The organism is Lactobacillus sp. UMNPBX6 (assembly GCF_002553975.1).
Lineage (GTDB): Bacteria > Bacillota > Bacilli > Lactobacillales > Lactobacillaceae > Lactobacillus > Lactobacillus gallinarum.
In genome coordinates, this window is record NZ_PCZD01000023.1 from 1 (window position 1) to 16,684 (window position 16,684).

A 16,684-nucleotide genomic window follows, 5' to 3' on the forward strand; every position below is an offset into this window, starting at 1 on the left:
ACAAACTAATTAAAAATAAAATTTACAATTTACATTGACTTATCACCACATGACTTCTGTAGATTAGATATTTATATTGTACAGGGAAGTCGAACGTATGTCTCTATTTTTAGAATAAAAAAAGCTGACTGCTAGGTCAGCTTGGCCCTATCCATCCCCGCATTAAAATACGGGGATTTTCGGGCGTTTTTCATTAAAATTCTTGTGCTGGAAGTCCACTAGCTGCACCGATAAATGATTTAAATAATCCTTCTGGACGTTGTGGACGACTCAAAAATTCTGGGTGGTATTGAGCTGCAATAAAGAACTTCTTCTTTGGCAATTCAATGATTTCAACCAAATGATTATCTGGTGATACACCTGAGAATACCATACCAGCTTTTTCAAATGCTTCACGATATTTGTTGTTAAATTCAAAGCGGTGACGGTGACGTTCTTGAATTACATCTTGATCATCGTAAGCTTCACGAGTCTTAGTACCCTTCTTAAGAGCAGCTGGGTAAAGACCTAAACGCAAGGTACCACCAATATTTTCTTCATCACGCTTATCAGCCATGATATCGATAATATTGTTCTTACAATGTGGTTCTGCTTCAGTAGTATTAGCATCTTCAAGATTCAAGATGTCACGTGCAAATTCTACACTAGCCATTTGCATACCTAAGCAAATACCCAAGAATGGAATATCATTTTCACGAGCATACTTAATAGCAGTGATCATACCTTCAAGACCACGAGTACCAAAACCACCAGGTACGATTAAGCCATCAGAGCCTTCCATGATCTTAGCAATGTTATCGTCAGTAATATCCTCTGCTTGAACCTTATCTACATCAATCTTGGTGTTGTAAAGGTAACCAGCATGTTGCAAAGCATCAGTTACTGAGATGTAAGCATCTTCAAGTTCTACATACTTACCAACCAAAGTAATCTTAGTGTGGTGCTTCAAGTTCTTAGCACGTTCATCAAGCTTCTTCCAAGCTTTCATATCTGCTTCTGGCTTTGGACTTTCAATATGTAAGAAATCACAAACTTTTTGGTCCATACCTTGCTTTTGAAATGCCAAAGGCACATCGAATAATGAAGGAGCATCAATGGATTCGATAATTCGATCAACAGGAACATCAGTAAAAGTTGAAATCTTGTTTTTGTGTTCTTGATCAATTGGTTGTTCAGCACGAAGAACAAGCATGTTAGGTTGAATACCGATGCTACGAAGTTCAGCAACTGAGTGTTGAGTTGGCTTAGTCTTCATTTCATGAGCTGCGTGAAGAAGTGGAACTAAAGTACAGTGAATGTACATTACATTTTCTTCACCAACTTCACGACGCATTTGACGAATAGCTTCCATGAATGGAGTTGATTCCATATCACCAACAGTACCACCAATTTCAGAAATAATAACGTCTGAATCAGTAGTAAGAGCTGCACGCATGATCTTCTTCTTGATCATATCAGTAATATGTGGAATTACTTGTACAGTAGCACCGTTGTAGTCACCGCGACGTTCTTTTTCAAGAACTTCTTGGTAAATCTTACCAGTAGTTACATTAGAATATTTACTTGTTCTAACATCAACAATTCTTTCATAGTGACCTAAGTCAAGGTCAGCCTCTGTACCGTCATCGGTAACATAAACTTCACCGTGTTGGTAAGGACTCATTGTTCCTGGGTCAATGTTAATGTATGGGTCAAACTTTTGCATGGTTACTTTTAAACCACGATTTTTAAGAAGTCGACCTAAACTTGATGCAGTAATACCCTTACCAAGTGAAGATACGACACCGCCAGTTACGAAAACATATTTTGTCATTTATTTGCTCCTTTTTAACTTATCCTTTAAACAAAAAAGCTCCCTTGTTAGGGAGCTAAACGCACATAGGGTGCCCAACAAAAATACTATCTGCTTTTTCCTCTTAAGTCAAGCAAATTAATTATCTTCGTCGTCATCATCATCGTTTAATTGTGATAATTGACCTTCAATTCCGTCTGGCAATACGTCATCTGTATCGTCATTATCTTCATCGTATTCAGAATCATCATCACCATAATCGTCATCGCTATCGTCAGCAGTAGCGTCTAAATCATCGTCTTCTGGATCATCATTATCATAATCGATAATATCATCATCACCAGTAGCGCTTGCTAAGAATGCGTTAACCTTCTTATGGTGCTTACGTGCATCGTCTTCTTCTTCATCTTCTGGGTGGTTAACTTCTTCATCAACTGATTCATATGGGAACCAAGTACGAAGTGCCCATACATTTTCACCCATAGAGATAAATTCACCATCAGTATTCATATTAGTATAAAATTGTGGCAAACGTTCACGAATTTCTTCGTCACTCTTATTCAAGTATTTTTGTACGGCATTAACGATATCGGCAAATGCCATTCTCTTACCATTATCTTCCAAAATTGCTCGTGCAACTTCGATCATTGATAATTCATCGCGGTTTTTGTCTTTAAATTTGTCTAATCCCACAGCTGTACGTCCTCTCTTTTACAATCTTTACTATTCTACTAGGCGTTTAAGTAAAAATCAACGTGACTGCATAGTTACCTATTAAGTATAGTCCATTAAAGAGGTCATATTCAAGCCGAAGTTGATGTGAACTTGCTTGCTCTTTATATTCAAGCAAATTTGTCACACTAGTCATATCCATTTGTCGTCCTTCAACAACATAGCGGCAATTAACTTTCTCACCAGGAACAAATTTCATCAAAGAATAGTTGTTATTATCTACCCCGCGCTTAATTATGAGTTCATCCTTTTTCAACAACATTTTAACAGGAATGGTGCCCTCTTCTTTATAAGATACACGAATTACACCATTATTTTCTTCTAGCTGGCCTGAGGCTACTTTAGTAAAAGTTTCTGTTTCATCATCTTGTGTAATTTTACTAGTCAAATTAACCGTAATTGCTGCCATATCCTCATCCCTTTCATTGAACACTCTTGGTTGATATTTGCTATAATTTTATGTGGTTACAATCTATTTTAGTATATAATTCCAAAAATTAAATTATCAAGCTTGGTGGTTTTTATGGCAAGATTTCAAAGTGAAAAATTAAAACAAGAAGTTGTGCTCCGTGACCCTGTTCACGGTTATATCCATATCGAAGATAAAGTTGTCCTAGACGTTGTTAAGTCCAAGGAATTTCAACGCATGCGCAGAATTAAGCAGTTGGGACCTGTTAACTACGTCTTTCCAGGTGCTACTCATACCCGGTTTGAACATAATCTAGGTGTATATGAACTTACTAGAAGAATTTGTGATATTTTTGCAAAAAAATATCCTTCTATCACACCAGGTGATGGTCTATGGAATGATGATAATCGCTTATTAGTTGAATGTGCAGGCTTACTTCACGACATTGGCCATGGTCCATATTCTCATACTTTTGAACATTTATTTAATACTAATCATGAAAAAATTGGACAAAAGATCATTACAGATCCTAATACTGAAATCAACAAAGCTTTAAAACAGGTTGCACCTAATTTTCCTGAATTGGTAGCTAGCATAATTGCTAAAACTTATCCTAATCCACAAGTAGTTAAGATGATCTCTAGTCAAGCTGATGCGGACAGAATGGATTACTTGCAACGAGATGCATACTTTACAGGCGTTAACTATGGTCGATTTGATTTATCCCGCATTTTACGCGTTATCAGACCTTATCAAAACGGAATTTGTTTCACTAACAACGGTATGCATGCCGTTGAAGATTATATAGTCTCTCGCTATCAGATGTACCAACAAGTTTACTTCCACCGCGTAGGCCGTTCCATGGAGGTTATTTTACAGCATTTACTTGAACGTGCAAAAGATATTTACGAAAAGGGTAATTTAAAAGTTACTTCTAGTCTAGCTAGCTTTTTAGAAGGGAATTGGACTCTTGATGATTATCTTAATTTAGATGATGGCGTCATGGAAACAAACTTTTTAATGTGGACTGAAGCGCAGGATCCTATTTTATCAGATTTAGCTAAAAGATACTTATACAGAAAACCTTTTGCTAGTGTAAGAATTGACGAAGAAACTAAAAACCTATTGCCTAAACTGAGAAATATTATTAAGCAAACAGGATTCAATCCAGATTACTACACTGCCACTAATTCTGCTTTTGACGAGCCTTATGACGCTTATAAGCCATCAGGTAAAAATGCTAATAGTCAAATTGAAATCATGCAAGATGATGGCAGTTTAATCGAATTATCCCAGCTTAGTCCTTTAGTTCGAGCATTAAATGGTACTTTCCAAGGTGATGAGCGCTTCTTCTTCCCTAAGACCATGCTTTCACATGACGAAGATCAACCGCAAATTTTTGATCCCCTTTATGAACAATTCCAAAAATACGTCAAAAATGGAGCATTAAGATACTTAAGAAAGCCTCGTAAGAGGTAAAATAGATTTATATAGAAAAGAGGTATCTGTTATGAATAATGACGATTTAAATACAAACGTAAGAACTCAAATTAATCCCGAAGACGAGATTGAACATGTCGAAAAAAGTGGCTACAGACAAGTCAAAGACTTAATGAATACTATTCATGGTTATTGCATGGATTATACTAAGCTATCATTTGATTTTATTCATGACAACAAGGACTTAATTAAGGATATTGTGAAGACAGGATGCAAGACTGGTATGGTCGTCAGCATCGCCGCAGCAAGCGTAAGTATTGCTAAAGCTTTATCTAAAAATGAATAAATTTAATTAATAAAATGGGCTAGCCAAAAACTAGTCCATTTTTGTTTGCTTTTTTTCTTTCAATTCAAGTAGCAACGCATATAAAGCCCCATATAAGTTGGCATCATTACCATACTTTGCGGCTACTACGGGTGGAGCAATCATTTGCTTACCAATCATTGGATTATTTTCTAAAATTTTATGCAATTGATTATTAATCTCTTCAATTAAGACTGGTTGTGCACTAATTCCACCGCCAATTACAAATTTGGAAGCATTAATGATAGTTTGGATATTAATGATCATGATAGCCACATTGCGACAATAACGTTGAAAGATTGCCAATGCACGTAAATTTTTTTCATTAATCGCTTTAAAAGCTGCTACACCATCATCTAGATTCGAAACATTACCTAACGCTAAATTGATTTTTTTAATCATATTAACCGCTGAACAGGTATAACCAGTATATGCTGCCATATTTTTGGCGCCTATTCCAGCGTTAGTAATCATCCAGCTAAGCTCTCCTGCTTGAAATGTCCAACCATGAACGACTCGATGATTAACTACTATCCCACCACCAACGCCAGTTCCTAGAGTAATAGCGACGCCATCAGCTACATCATGTAATTCACCATGCCATTGCTCTGCTAAAGCCGCAGCTTTACCATCATTTTCTACGCTAACCGGTACCTGATATTTTTTGCCTAAAGTTTCTTGTAAATTCAGCCCATCAAGAAATGGCAGAGCACCACCAAAATAAATAACTTTGTGCTTAGTATCAATCTTACCTGGTGCGCAAACAGCAATTCCCTTAAACTGTCCTCGATATTTATCTGCTACTTGATAAATTGACTGCATAAACGCAGCAAGACTTTCTGTATTCGTCTCTACTCTGTCTTTTTCAAAAATTTTTCCTTCTTCATCAATCAAGGCATATTTCAAATTTGTGCCGCCAATATCAAAAGATAAGTATTTTGCCATGTTTTTCACCTAATACAAAAAACGGCTAGTCAATCGACTAGTCGTTTTTTTTAAATCTTTAATTATTCATTCTTGTCTGCTTCATATCTAGTATTAAACAATGGGCTAAGTGCCTTATGTTCTTGAATGTACTTGATAGCATCCCCCATAAGTGGACCCACTGATACTAAAAGCATCTTGTCGAGCTTCTTTTCAGCTGGTTGATTAATTGAATCAGTAAGAACTAAGTTCTTAATTGGTGAAGCATTTAATCTCTTGATAGCTGGACCAGAAAGAACAGCATGAGTTGCACTAGCATAAACTTCAGTAGCACCTGCATCAATTAATGCTTGAGCTGCTAAAGTAATAGTACCAGCAGTATCAATCATGTCATCAATGATAATTGCACGCTTACCCTTAACATCACCAATAATATTCATAACTTCGGCGACATTAGCCTTAGGACGACGCTTATCAACGATTGCGATAGGACAACCTAAGAATTCAGCAAGCTTTCTAGCACGGTTAACACCACCGTGATCAGGTGAAACAACAACTGCGCCTTCTTCTAAGTTGTTACGTAAGAAGTAATCAGCAAGAAGTGGAGCACCCATTAAGTTATCAACTGGAATATCAAAGAAACCTTGAATTTGTGGAGCATGTAAATCAAGTGACAAAATACGATTTGCACCTGCAGTTTGAAGCATATCAGCAACAAGCTTAGCAGTAATTGGTTCACGTGCACGAGTCTTACGGTCTTGACGAGCGTAACCATAGTAAGGCATCACAATGTTAATTGTACGAGCACTGGCACGACGTACAGCATCAATCATAATCAAAAGTTCCATTAAATTGTCATTTACTGGATCACTGGTGGATTGAATGAGGTATACGTCTTTACCACGTACAGTTTCATCAATATTAATTTGAATCTCGCCATCACTAAAACGTTCAACACTTGACTTTGAAAGTGGTACGCCCACACGATCAGCAATCTTTTGTGCTAATGGCACGTTTGAGTTGAGGGCAAAAATCATCATATCGTCTTTATAGGACATAATTTCCTCCGTAAAAATAATTAACCAGCTCTATTTTAGCAAAAGTTGTTCCAAAAAGAACCATGTACACCTTAATTATAACAAGATTTTTTGTTTTAACAGTAAAAAAGCGGTAAAAGCACTAACTATTCCTCACTAAAAAAGTTAGAATATACTTGTACTTTCTAGTACAACGAAAATATCCTAAAAAAATAAGACATAGCGTCTTTTGACGCTACGTCTTATTTTATTTTTCTCTTAATTAACGATTAATAGCTGAGTTTTGAACAGCGTAGTCATTAATGTTTAATGATTGTGTATAACCGTTAGTTACGATTGATAAAGTAGTGTTGTTATTTGAGAATTGAATTGCGCTTTCTGGAACGTTATTAGCATTTGCAACTGCTTTAACAATTGCAGTTACTTCATCTGGAGTCAAGCTGTTAAGGTTAGCTACAGCAATCTTAGCACCGTTAAGCTTAGCCTTAGCACTAGTAATAGCACTTTCTGCTTCGTTAACTTGACCGATAGTTGCACTAGCATTGTTATTTACTATAGCACCATCTGTAATAGCCTTGTCGTATGCAGCCTTAGCAGTTGAGCTTGAAAGCTTGTAAATCTCTGAAGCCTTAACACTAGCAGCTTCATTGATGCTTTGAGTCAACTTAGCCTTATCAGCAGTAGTAGCTACAGTAACATCAGCCTTAGCTTGTTCTGGAGTGTTAACAGCATTCAAAATCTTACCATCAACAGTTACTTCATCCTCCTTTAAGTAACCTCTACCACTAGCTAACTTGTAGAACAATTGTGGAGTTGAGTTTACTGAAGTTGCAATGTATCTTAATTCAGAAACTTGTTGACTTACACCAGCATCGAATATTCTATTAGCGTATTTTTGACCTTTAATGTCGTAAAGTGAAACAACGCCCTTAGTAATTACCTTAGTTGAATTTACATCTTCAGTATCTGGAACTTCAACAGTTGCTGCACCATCTGGTTCATTAATTGGATCAAGTTCTTCGCCCTTAACCTTGCCTACATTAGCAGCCTTAACAAATTGATCATCGCCAATCTTGTAGTAAAGCTTGGTACCAATGTATCTAGCTTCTGTGGTTTTAACGGTCTTGCCCTTCTTAACAAGCTTCTTCTTGGTCTTACCTTCACTGTTATAAATGTAGGCATTCTTCTTTAAAGTAATGGTAGTTGGTCTATCAACATTACCAGCCTTAACGAAAGCAGTACCTTCTTTATCAAGTTGGTAATACTTCTTACCCTTAATATTCACAGTACCGTAAGTATCAATTTCTGTACCCTTAGTAAGCTTTGACTTACCTTCATACTTCTTGATACGCTTACCATTTACGTCGTATACATAAGCATTGTGAATTAACTTAGTGCTGGTACTATCTTCTGATTCATCAGTAGAAGGCTTATTTGAAGAAGTATTCTTTGATGATGTCTTTTTAGTTGATGAACTAGTTGCAACTTTACCATCTACGTTAGCAGCCTTAATGTATGCCCCACCACCAAGACTGTAGTAAAGAACACCCTTAATAGTCTTAGTACCATTTGAATTTACAGTTAAACCTTTAGCAATAGTAGTGTATTTAGCGCTACCCATGTAAGTCTTAAGACGCTTACCATTCTTGTCATATACATAAGCGTTGTGAGTTAACTTAATAGTATTAGACGTAGTCTTTTTTGAAGTAGTTGTCTTTGATGAAGCAGCTTTTTTAGTAGTCTTCTTTGAAGTTGACTTCTTTGTTGAAGTGGTCTTTTTAGTAGAAGCAGACTTCTTTGTAGTTGTTTTCTTGCTTGAAGTCTTCTTTGTAGTAGTCTTCTTAGTTGAAGCTGTCGCAGCATTTACGTTTTGTGTAGTATTTAAAAGTGGACTAACACTCATTAATGCAGCTGCTGATACCATAATTAACTTATGACTTAATTTCATCGATAATTTACCTCATATCTAAAACTAAAATTCTAATTCATTTATATATTGTAAATCCAAATCTAAATTTTGCCAATTTTAGAAACAAAAAAGATACCCTTTCTTAAGGAAAAGATATCTTTTACTCCACATTGTTACTTAACAGTAACATCTGAAGCCTTAACGTAATAATGATTTGGCTTTAAAGCGTAGTATTTAGTGCCCTTAATAGTCTTAGTACCTAAGCCCTTTACAGTTACATCTTTACCAATGTAACTAGTGCCTAAATAGTTCTTAACACGCTTGCCATTGTTGTCATAAACATAAGCTTTCTTCTTCATTGAAATCTTAACTACCTTAATTTTGCTAGACTTCTTTGAAGTAGTCTTTTTAGCCGTTTTCTTAGCTGAGGACTTTTTGGTTGTAGTCTTCTTGCTGTCTTTCTTAGATTCTGACTTTTTAACAGTCTTCTTTGTTGCTTTCTTAACTACCTTTTTAGTAGTCTTTTTAGCTGCTTTCTTAACTACCTTTTTAGTAGTCTTTTTAGCTGCTTTCTTAGTTGATTTTGCAGTTGAAGTAGAAGTTACAACTTTTTTGCCGTTAGACTTAAGAGTATAAGTAGTCTTACCAGACTTATAAGTTACTGTACCTTCAGTTGCAGCAGCTGGGATCCAGTACTTCAAGTCAGTTTGGATACTGTAGTAAACTTCACCGTTAATGTTCTTTACATTCCAAATAGTGTAGTGACCACCCTTAGTTGCAGTCTTTGATGTCTTCTTACCATAGCGGTCTACAAACTTCATGGTCTTAGTCATCTTAACGCGACTATTCTTACCATAAGTATTATGAACACCCTTAGCATGTGCAATTGGTGCAGCTTGAACAGAAGCACTATTTGCCATACCTACAACTGGGCTAACGCCCATCAAAACAGCTGCTGATACCATCATTAACTTATGACTTAACTTCATAAATATATACCTACCTCATTAAAAACATCTTTGTAAATCTATTGTAGGGCTCTTATATAATTTTGCAAATAAATACTATAGCCTTAATACTTTCTTAGCAAAAAAGCGCCCTAGTTCAAATGACCAGGGTTACTTCTTTATTTATTAATTATTCCCAATCTTTATCTTTGGAAAGAGGAAGCTTGTGCCAGTAATCTGGCTTGTTAACTTGACGTCCACGTGCAATCGCCATGTCGTACTTGTTTACGTCCTTAGTAATAGTTGAGTCGGCAGCAATAAAGGCATGATCAGCAACATTGATTGGAGCAATAAGTGTTGAGCCAGCACCAATAAATGAATGATCACCAACATTAGTATGGAGCTTCTTGACACCATCGTAGTTAGAGAAGATTGTACCACAACCAATGTTAATATCTTTACCCAAGGTTGCATCCCCAACATAAGTTAAGTGACCCACCTTAGTGTTTTCACCAATTTCTGCCTTCTTAATTTCGACAAAGTTACCAATATGAGCACCCTTGCGAATAATTGCCTTAGGACGAAGGTGAGAGTTAGGACCGATATCAGTGTTGTCATCCATTTCAGCTTCTTCGATAGTTGAAGAAGTAATAGTTACACCATTACCAATCTTAGAATCGATAATTCTTGATCCATTAGTAATGTAACAATCGCTACCAATTTCAGTGTTACCCTTGATAACTACATTGCCTTCAATCACAGTATCGTTACCAATTTTTACATCTGCATCAATATAAGCAGTATCAGGATCAACAAATGAAACCCCGTTACGCATATGAGCTTCATTTATTCTTCTTTGCATGGTCTTAGTAGCTTGAGCTAAAGCAACACGATCATTTACACCAAGACTTTCACTAAAGTCAGGCATCTTGTAAGCACCAACGCGTTCACCATTGTTGCGCAAGATTTCAAGCACATCAGTTAAGTAGTATTCACCTTGAGCATTATCGTTATCAACATGCTTTAAAGCTTCAAACAATTTTTGATTGTCAAAGCAAAATACACCGGTGTTAATTTCCTTAACTTTTAATTCTTCAGGATTACCATCTTTTTGTTCAACAATTCGTAAAACATTGCCTTGATTATCACGAATAATTCTGCCGTAGCCAAATGGATTTGGAGCTTCTGCAGTTAAAACAGTAGCGGCATTGCCCTTTTCTGCGTGATATTTGAATAATTCATTAAAAGTATCAGTAGTAAATAATGGGGTATCACCTGTAACTACTAAAGTAGCGCCTTCCTTATCACCTAAGGCTTCTTTAGCAGTCATTACTGCATCACCGGTACCCAATTGCTTTTCTTGGAAAGCAAACTTAGATTTATCTGCTAATACCTTCTCGACTTCACATGCACCAGTACCTACTACAGTTACGATCTCAGTAGGATTAATTCCACTAGCAGCATCAACTACGTGCTCTACCATGGTTTTACCACAAACTTTGTGTAAAACCTTGTACAGCTTTGACTTCATTCGTGTACCCTTGCCTGCGGCAAGAACAACTACATATTTTTCCATTAGTAATTAACCTCTTAATAATTAAAACTTAGATCTAGTATAGCATTTAAAAGCGATCAAAATCAGTTTCATTTAAGAAGTTGCCTGGTTCTGCCAAGATGAGCTTCTTTGCCGTATCGATTTTACTAATTTTTACTAATGAAAGGTAGTTTTTGACTAATTTTTCTTTATCAAAATCAGCTTCACAAAGAACACAAATACCAGCAATCGTGCCTTCAAATTCCTTAACTAGTTCTTCCATCCCAGTTAAGGTACCGCCGCCTTTCATAAAGTCGTCCACGATTAATACTTTTGCACCTTTTTTAAGAGCACGAGTTGGCAATTCCATTTTAGAAACGCGGGCTAATGAAGATGAGATATAGTTAACAGAAACCGTTGCTCCTTCAGTAACCTTAGAACGTTTTCTAGCTGTTACAAATGGCACATCCAAGTAACGAGCTACAGCTTGTGCTAAAGCGATTCCTTTAGTTTCGACCGTCATTACGGCATCTATCTCATCATAAGCGTAGCGAGTGGCAACCAATTCACCAATTCTACGCAAATCTTGCGTATCACCCAATATATCTGATAAATAAACAAAACCGCCGGCTAAAATTCGACTTGGGGCTTCAATTCTTGATGCTAAATCAGATAAATAATCTTCCGCATGATTTTTACCTAAAAATGGAATATAGCGTACCCCACCAGCTGCTCCTGCTACAGTTTCCAAAATACCATCTTGATTATTAGCTAGTGTGTGTTTCAAAATGGCTAAATCTTCTGAAATTGAGGATTTAGCTGCACCGTATCGCTTAGCAAAGAATGGTAACGCAATTAGAGTATGGGGACGCTCCATTAAATACTTGGTCATATCAACCAATCTTTCTGAACGTTTCATGATATTTCCTTTCTAATGTTTGGCTTTATACTTAATAAATATACTCTAAAGAGCAAAAAAAAGCACTAACATTTTTTAATGCTAGTGACAATTTTGAATTGTGTTTAAGCTTCAGCTTCCTCAGCCTCATCATCAAACTTTAATGCAATATTCTTAGTTAATAAATCAGTGTAACTGTAAGAAACATGTTTAAAATTATTTTGATGTTGGTCTAAATCGACCACAAACACTGCAGGGAATGTTTCTCTGAGAATTCCCCGTCTCTTAGTAACTTTCTTACGACCCGCTTGAGCTACTACTGTTAAGGTATCACCTAAGTGAGAATCCAACTTATGCTTTATTGTGATAATTGATGTTGGCACTAAACAACAACTCCTTTAGTGACATTTTATCACATTTTAACAGTAAAATCAATATTATACACTACTTAGTGGGAATATTTCTAGCTATTTCAATAAATTGTTCAATTGTTAAATTTTCAGGTCTAACTCGTGGATCTACACCAAGCTTTTTAATTAAGGCTTCACGCTTTTCAGTGTCTGGAATCAACGTTTTCAAATTGTTATTCAGCGTCTTTCTACGTTGTGAAAAGCACATTTTGACTACCCAAACAAAGTGCTTGCGATTCTCAATTTCGGGTTTATCCTTCAATGGAGTTAAAACAACTACACTCGAATCGACCTTAGGACGCGGCATGAATGATTCATGGTTAACTTCTAATGCCACTTTGACATCCATTTCAGTTTGAACAGAAATAGTTAACGGACCGTATTCTTTACTGCCCGGCTTAGCCTCTAGCCTTTCGGCCACTTCTTTTTGCATCATTAAAGTTAAACTAGCAAAATGCAAATCTGACTCAGCTAAAGCAAAAATAATTGGAGTAGTAATGTAATATGGCAAATTAGCAACTACCTTGATTGGCTTGTTCATGTCAAAAAAGCCAGCAAGATCTTCTTTAAAATCAGCCTTAAGCACATCTTTAAGCATTAACTTAAAGCGATCTTCTAAAGGAGCATCACCAATTTTTTTAGGCAGCTCATTTTGCAAAATATCTGGCAAACTATCGTCTACTTCATAGGCAAAAACTTTTGCACCTGCCAGTAGAAGTTGCTCGGTTAAAGAACCAATACCAGGACCAATTTCAATTACTTGATCACCCGCATGAATATCTGCAGCTTCAACAATACCCAAAATTGCATTTTGGTCGATTAAGAAGTTTTGACCCAAGTTTTTCTTAGCTTTTACAAAATAGCGGTTAATAATTGCTTGTGTTCTAACGGGAGAACCAATTGGAATATTATTTGTCATTTTTCGCCTCTTCTACCGCATTTTTTAACTCATCAAGTGAAACACCAAAGGTATGCAAACGATTATAGAATTGCTTAGAATTACCATATCCAACTCTAAGCTTAATGCCAACTTGTTCCCGCAACTTACGAGAGCCTGCGCCGCCTGCTAAACCTAATTTACGATATTCGCTTTCAGTTAAATCACTTGCTTGTGGACTAACTTCATGTAAATCGCTTAATGCCTTTTCAAGTGCTTCTTTTGAAGCATGCTCTACTCCAAGACTCCCCTTTTTATGGGGTTCACCTTCTTTACGTGTAATAAAAGCCTGCTTAGCATTAGGCACAGCATTAGTTACAATTCGGCGAATTCGCTCACCGTTAAAGTCAGGATCTGTAAAAACAATAATCTGTCTATTTTTACTGAGCTGTTTCAACTGAGCTAAAACACTATCTGAAACAGCAGAACCATTAGTTTCTACCGTCTCAATTCCTGGGAAAAATTGTTTTAAACGAATAGTATCGTCTTTTCCCTCAACGACAACTACCGCATCAAAATTCTTTTTATTTAAGACCATAAACTCTCACTGTATTTTTATAAGTAGCTTCTGCAACTTTTTCAAGTGGAATATCTTTTAACTTGGCAATTGCCTCTGCAACATAACGTACATAGCCAGTCTCATTTTGACGACCACGATATGGCTTAGGTGTTAAATATGGTGCATCGGTTTCAACTAGGATTCGATCAAGCGGAGCTGCTTTAGCACTTTCATGAACTTCAGTAGCCTTGGTGAAAGAAACTACACCTGAATATGAGAAGTAAACGTTTAAATCTAAAAACTTGTTTAACCAGTCAATCCCACCATTAAAGCTATGCAAAATGGCACCATATTCTAAATTGCTATTTTTCAAAATATCGTAGCAATCAGGAAATGCATCCCTAGTATGAATATCGACCGGCATTTTTAAATCATGTGCCACTTCGATTTGACGAGCAAAAACCTCACGTTGTACATCCCTAGGCGATTCATCCCAATAGTAATCAAGACCGATCTCACCCATTGCGACAACTTTAGGCATTTTCAATTGCTCAATCAGCTTATCTTCGGCTTTTTGATCATAATCTTTGGCCACATCAGGACAATATCCCACCATCGCATAGACATTATCAAACTTTTCTGCCAAATCAACAGCTCGTTCATTAAAGTCAGGATCTTGTCCCGCACAAATAACTTTGGTTACACCCAAACTTTTGGCACGTTCAAGATAGTACTGTTCCTTTCCTCTAAAGGGCTCATCATTTAAGTGCGTATGGTTATCAATAATTTCCATTAGCCTAATTCAGCTCCAACTGGATGTTCATCACCAACAAGTGCTAATTTAACTTGACCATCTTTTTCACTAGATAAAAGCATACCTTCGCTAAGGTGACCCAACATCTTACGTGGCTTCAAGTTAGTAACAGCTAAAACCTTCTTATCAAGAAGTTCACTTGCATCTGGGTAAAACTTGCGAATACCACTCAAAATTTGACGTTCTTTACCATCGCCAAAGTCAAGCTTGAACATGAGTAATTTATTTGAGCCCTTAACTGGTTCTACTGACAAGATTTGACCAACTTGGATCTTTACCTTGTCAAAATCATCAATGGTAATTTCATTACCCTTCTTTTGTTCACTTCTAGTAGTCTTCTTTGGCTTAGCCTTTGCCATTTCGTCCTTGATGTACTTAACTTCTTCTTCAGCTTTAAGTCTTGGGAAGATTGGCTTTGGCTTTTCAATTACCTTGGTATTCCAACCAAAATCATTAAAGGCTAAATTCTTTTGATCTTCATCATCCCAGTTCAAGCCAAGTTGTTCAAACATCTTTGGTGCAGTTTCAGTCATTACTGGATAAATCATAATGGCAATCAAACGCAAGCTTTCAGCTAAATTACTCATTACATGAGACAATTCATCTTTCTTGCCCTCCTTGTTCAATACCCAAGGAGTAGTTTCATCGATGTACTTGTTAGCGCGTGCTACTAACTTCCAGATGCTGTCTAAAGCTTGTGAGAAATGAAGTGAATCCATTTGTTGACGGTAGTCTGCAATCACACTAGCAGCTGTATCTTGTAAATCCTTACCAAACTTGTCTTGAGCAACAGGAACGGGTGCAACTTGACCATCTTGGTATTGATTAATCATTGAAACTGTACGGTTAAGCAAGTTACCAAGGTCATTAGCTAAATCATAGTTAATTCTTTCGATAAAGTCTTCAGGAGTGAAAATACCATCTGCACCAAATGGAAGTGCGCGCATCAAGTAGTAACGAAGTGGATCAACACCATAACGACTAGTAAGTGATTCTGGGTAAACTGCATTACCTTTAGACTTAGACATCTTACCGTTCTTCATCAATACCCAGCCGTGACCAATAATGTGCTTTGGAAGTGGCAAATCAAGTGCCATCAACATAATTGGCCAATAGATAGTGTGGAAACGTACAATTTCCTTACCTACCAGGTGAACATCTGCTGGCCAATATTTCTTAAACAATTCGTCATTGTCTGAGCCATAACCTAAAGCAGTAATATAGTTAGAAAGTGCGTCAATCCAAACATAAACTACGTGCTTGGGATCGCTTGGGACAGGAATCCCCCAGTTAACAGTGGTACGAGTAACTGAAAGATCTTCAAGGCCTGGCTTAATGAAGTTATTAAGCATTTCCTTTTCACGAGAATGAGGCAAAATAAATTCAGGATGTTCCTTGTAGTATTCAACCAATCTGTCAGCGTACTTGCTCATCTTGAAGAAGTATGAAGGTTCCTTAACCAAACGTACTTCGTGACCACTTGGAGCCTTACCACCAATCACATTACCGTTGTCATCCTTATAAACTTCGGCAAGTTGTGATTCAGTGAAGTATTCTTCGTCTTCAACTGAGTACCAACCAGTGTATTCGCCTAAGTAAATGTCGCCCTTCTTTAAAAGCTTTTCAAAAATCTTTTGGACAGCCTTAACGTGTTCTTCGTCAGTAGTTCTGATGAATTTATCGTAAGAAATATCAAGACTCTTCCATAACTTCTTATATGAAGCAGCCATCTTATCAACGAATTCTTGAGGCTTAATTCCTTGAGCTTCGGCCTTTTGTTCAATCTTCAAGCCATGTTCATCAGTACCAGTTAAAAAGAAAGTGTCATAGCCTTGGCTACGCTTGTAGCGAGCCATAGTATCTGCGGCAATTGTAGTATAAGCATTACCAATAGTTAATCTACCAGATGGATAGTAAATTGGGGTTGTAATGTAAAAAGTATCTTTATCAGCCATTAATTAGTCATACTCCTTTATTCGTCTAAAATATCTATTCTATAATAACATGCAAAAAAAGGAATTGGGCTAAAACACCAATT

Annotated in this window: 16 protein-coding genes; 2 read left to right on the forward strand and 14 right to left on the reverse strand. The window is 36.7% G+C overall.

Features of this window, described 5'->3' with window-relative positions; all coding sequences use genetic code 11:
- Positions 1 to 193: 193 nt before the first annotated feature.
- The 3 genes from CP357_RS05165 to CP357_RS05175 all read right to left on the reverse strand — a co-directional run bounded on the left by CP357_RS05165 (position 194) and on the right by CP357_RS05175 (position 2,933).
- Positions 194 to 1,813: a CTP synthase gene (locus tag CP357_RS05165; protein WP_087235736.1), complete on the reverse strand. Its 1,620-nt coding sequence runs from the start codon at positions 1,811 to 1,813 to the stop codon at positions 194 to 196.
- A gap of 117 nt (positions 1,814 to 1,930) precedes the next feature.
- Positions 1,931 to 2,485, reverse strand: coding sequence for a DNA-directed RNA polymerase subunit delta (rpoE, locus tag CP357_RS05170; protein WP_056945557.1), 555 nt, complete (start codon positions 2,483 to 2,485; stop codon positions 1,931 to 1,933).
- A 46-nt stretch (positions 2,486 to 2,531) separates the two neighbouring features.
- A complete protein-coding gene (locus CP357_RS05175) occupies positions 2,532 to 2,933 on the reverse strand; it encodes a DUF1934 domain-containing protein (RefSeq protein ID WP_098036711.1) in 402 nt (133 codons plus the stop codon).
- A 114-nt stretch (positions 2,934 to 3,047) separates the two neighbouring features.
- On the opposite strand from CP357_RS05175, the gene CP357_RS05180 reads away from it, so the two are divergent.
- Positions 3,048 to 4,412, forward strand: coding sequence for an HD domain-containing protein (locus CP357_RS05180; RefSeq protein WP_056945555.1), 1,365 nt, complete (start codon positions 3,048 to 3,050; stop codon positions 4,410 to 4,412).
- 31 nt (positions 4,413 to 4,443) lie between these two features.
- Complete coding sequence (locus CP357_RS05185; protein ID WP_025005723.1) at positions 4,444 to 4,719, forward strand: hypothetical protein; 276 nt, start codon at positions 4,444 to 4,446, stop codon at positions 4,717 to 4,719.
- A 30-nt stretch (positions 4,720 to 4,749) separates the two neighbouring features.
- Here the strand turns inward: CP357_RS05185 and CP357_RS05190 are convergent, their stop codons facing one another.
- From CP357_RS05190 to metG, 11 genes are all read right to left on the reverse strand, one after another.
- Positions 4,750 to 5,682 carry an ROK family protein gene (locus tag CP357_RS05190; protein ID WP_098036712.1) on the reverse strand — a complete coding sequence of 311 codons (933 nt, stop codon included), beginning with the start codon at positions 5,680 to 5,682 and terminating at the stop codon, positions 4,750 to 4,752.
- Positions 5,683 to 5,744: 62 nt separating this feature from the next.
- Positions 5,745 to 6,719 carry a ribose-phosphate diphosphokinase gene (locus CP357_RS05195; protein ID WP_098036713.1) on the reverse strand — a complete coding sequence of 325 codons (975 nt, stop codon included), beginning with the start codon at positions 6,717 to 6,719 and terminating at the stop codon, positions 5,745 to 5,747.
- A gap of 241 nt (positions 6,720 to 6,960) precedes the next feature.
- Positions 6,961 to 8,646 carry an SLAP domain-containing protein gene (locus CP357_RS05200; RefSeq protein WP_098036714.1) on the reverse strand — a complete coding sequence of 562 codons (1,686 nt, stop codon included), beginning with the start codon at positions 8,644 to 8,646 and terminating at the stop codon, positions 6,961 to 6,963.
- A gap of 134 nt (positions 8,647 to 8,780) precedes the next feature.
- Positions 8,781 to 9,596 carry an SLAP domain-containing protein gene (locus tag CP357_RS05205; RefSeq protein ID WP_098036715.1) on the reverse strand — a complete coding sequence of 272 codons (816 nt, stop codon included), beginning with the start codon at positions 9,594 to 9,596 and terminating at the stop codon, positions 8,781 to 8,783.
- A 148-nt stretch (positions 9,597 to 9,744) separates the two neighbouring features.
- A complete protein-coding gene (gene glmU, locus CP357_RS05210) occupies positions 9,745 to 11,130 on the reverse strand; it encodes a bifunctional UDP-N-acetylglucosamine diphosphorylase/glucosamine-1-phosphate N-acetyltransferase GlmU (protein ID WP_098036716.1) in 1,386 nt (461 codons plus the stop codon).
- A gap of 46 nt (positions 11,131 to 11,176) precedes the next feature.
- Positions 11,177 to 12,007: a pur operon repressor gene (gene purR / locus CP357_RS05215; RefSeq protein ID WP_098036717.1), complete on the reverse strand. Its 831-nt coding sequence runs from the start codon at positions 12,005 to 12,007 to the stop codon at positions 11,177 to 11,179.
- A gap of 104 nt (positions 12,008 to 12,111) precedes the next feature.
- A complete protein-coding gene (locus CP357_RS05220) occupies positions 12,112 to 12,369 on the reverse strand; it encodes a Veg family protein (protein ID WP_003625575.1) in 258 nt (85 codons plus the stop codon).
- Positions 12,370 to 12,430: 61 nt separating this feature from the next.
- Complete coding sequence (rsmA, locus tag CP357_RS05225; protein WP_098036718.1) at positions 12,431 to 13,315, reverse strand: 16S rRNA (adenine(1518)-N(6)/adenine(1519)-N(6))-dimethyltransferase RsmA; 885 nt, start codon at positions 13,313 to 13,315, stop codon at positions 12,431 to 12,433.
- Positions 13,305 to 13,871 (reverse strand): ribonuclease M5, encoded by a 567-nt coding sequence (gene rnmV / locus CP357_RS05230; RefSeq protein ID WP_025005717.1) that lies wholly within the window; start codon positions 13,869 to 13,871, stop codon positions 13,305 to 13,307. Before rnmV ends, rsmA begins: the two co-directional genes overlap by 11 nt.
- Positions 13,858 to 14,625 carry a TatD family hydrolase gene (locus CP357_RS05235; RefSeq protein ID WP_025005716.1) on the reverse strand — a complete coding sequence of 256 codons (768 nt, stop codon included), beginning with the start codon at positions 14,623 to 14,625 and terminating at the stop codon, positions 13,858 to 13,860. The genes rnmV and CP357_RS05235 overlap by 14 nt, the downstream gene beginning before the upstream one ends.
- Positions 14,625 to 16,601 carry a methionine--tRNA ligase gene (gene metG / locus CP357_RS05240; protein WP_087176558.1) on the reverse strand — a complete coding sequence of 659 codons (1,977 nt, stop codon included), beginning with the start codon at positions 16,599 to 16,601 and terminating at the stop codon, positions 14,625 to 14,627. The genes CP357_RS05235 and metG overlap by 1 nt, the downstream gene beginning before the upstream one ends.
- Positions 16,602 to 16,684: the final 83 nt, after the last annotated feature.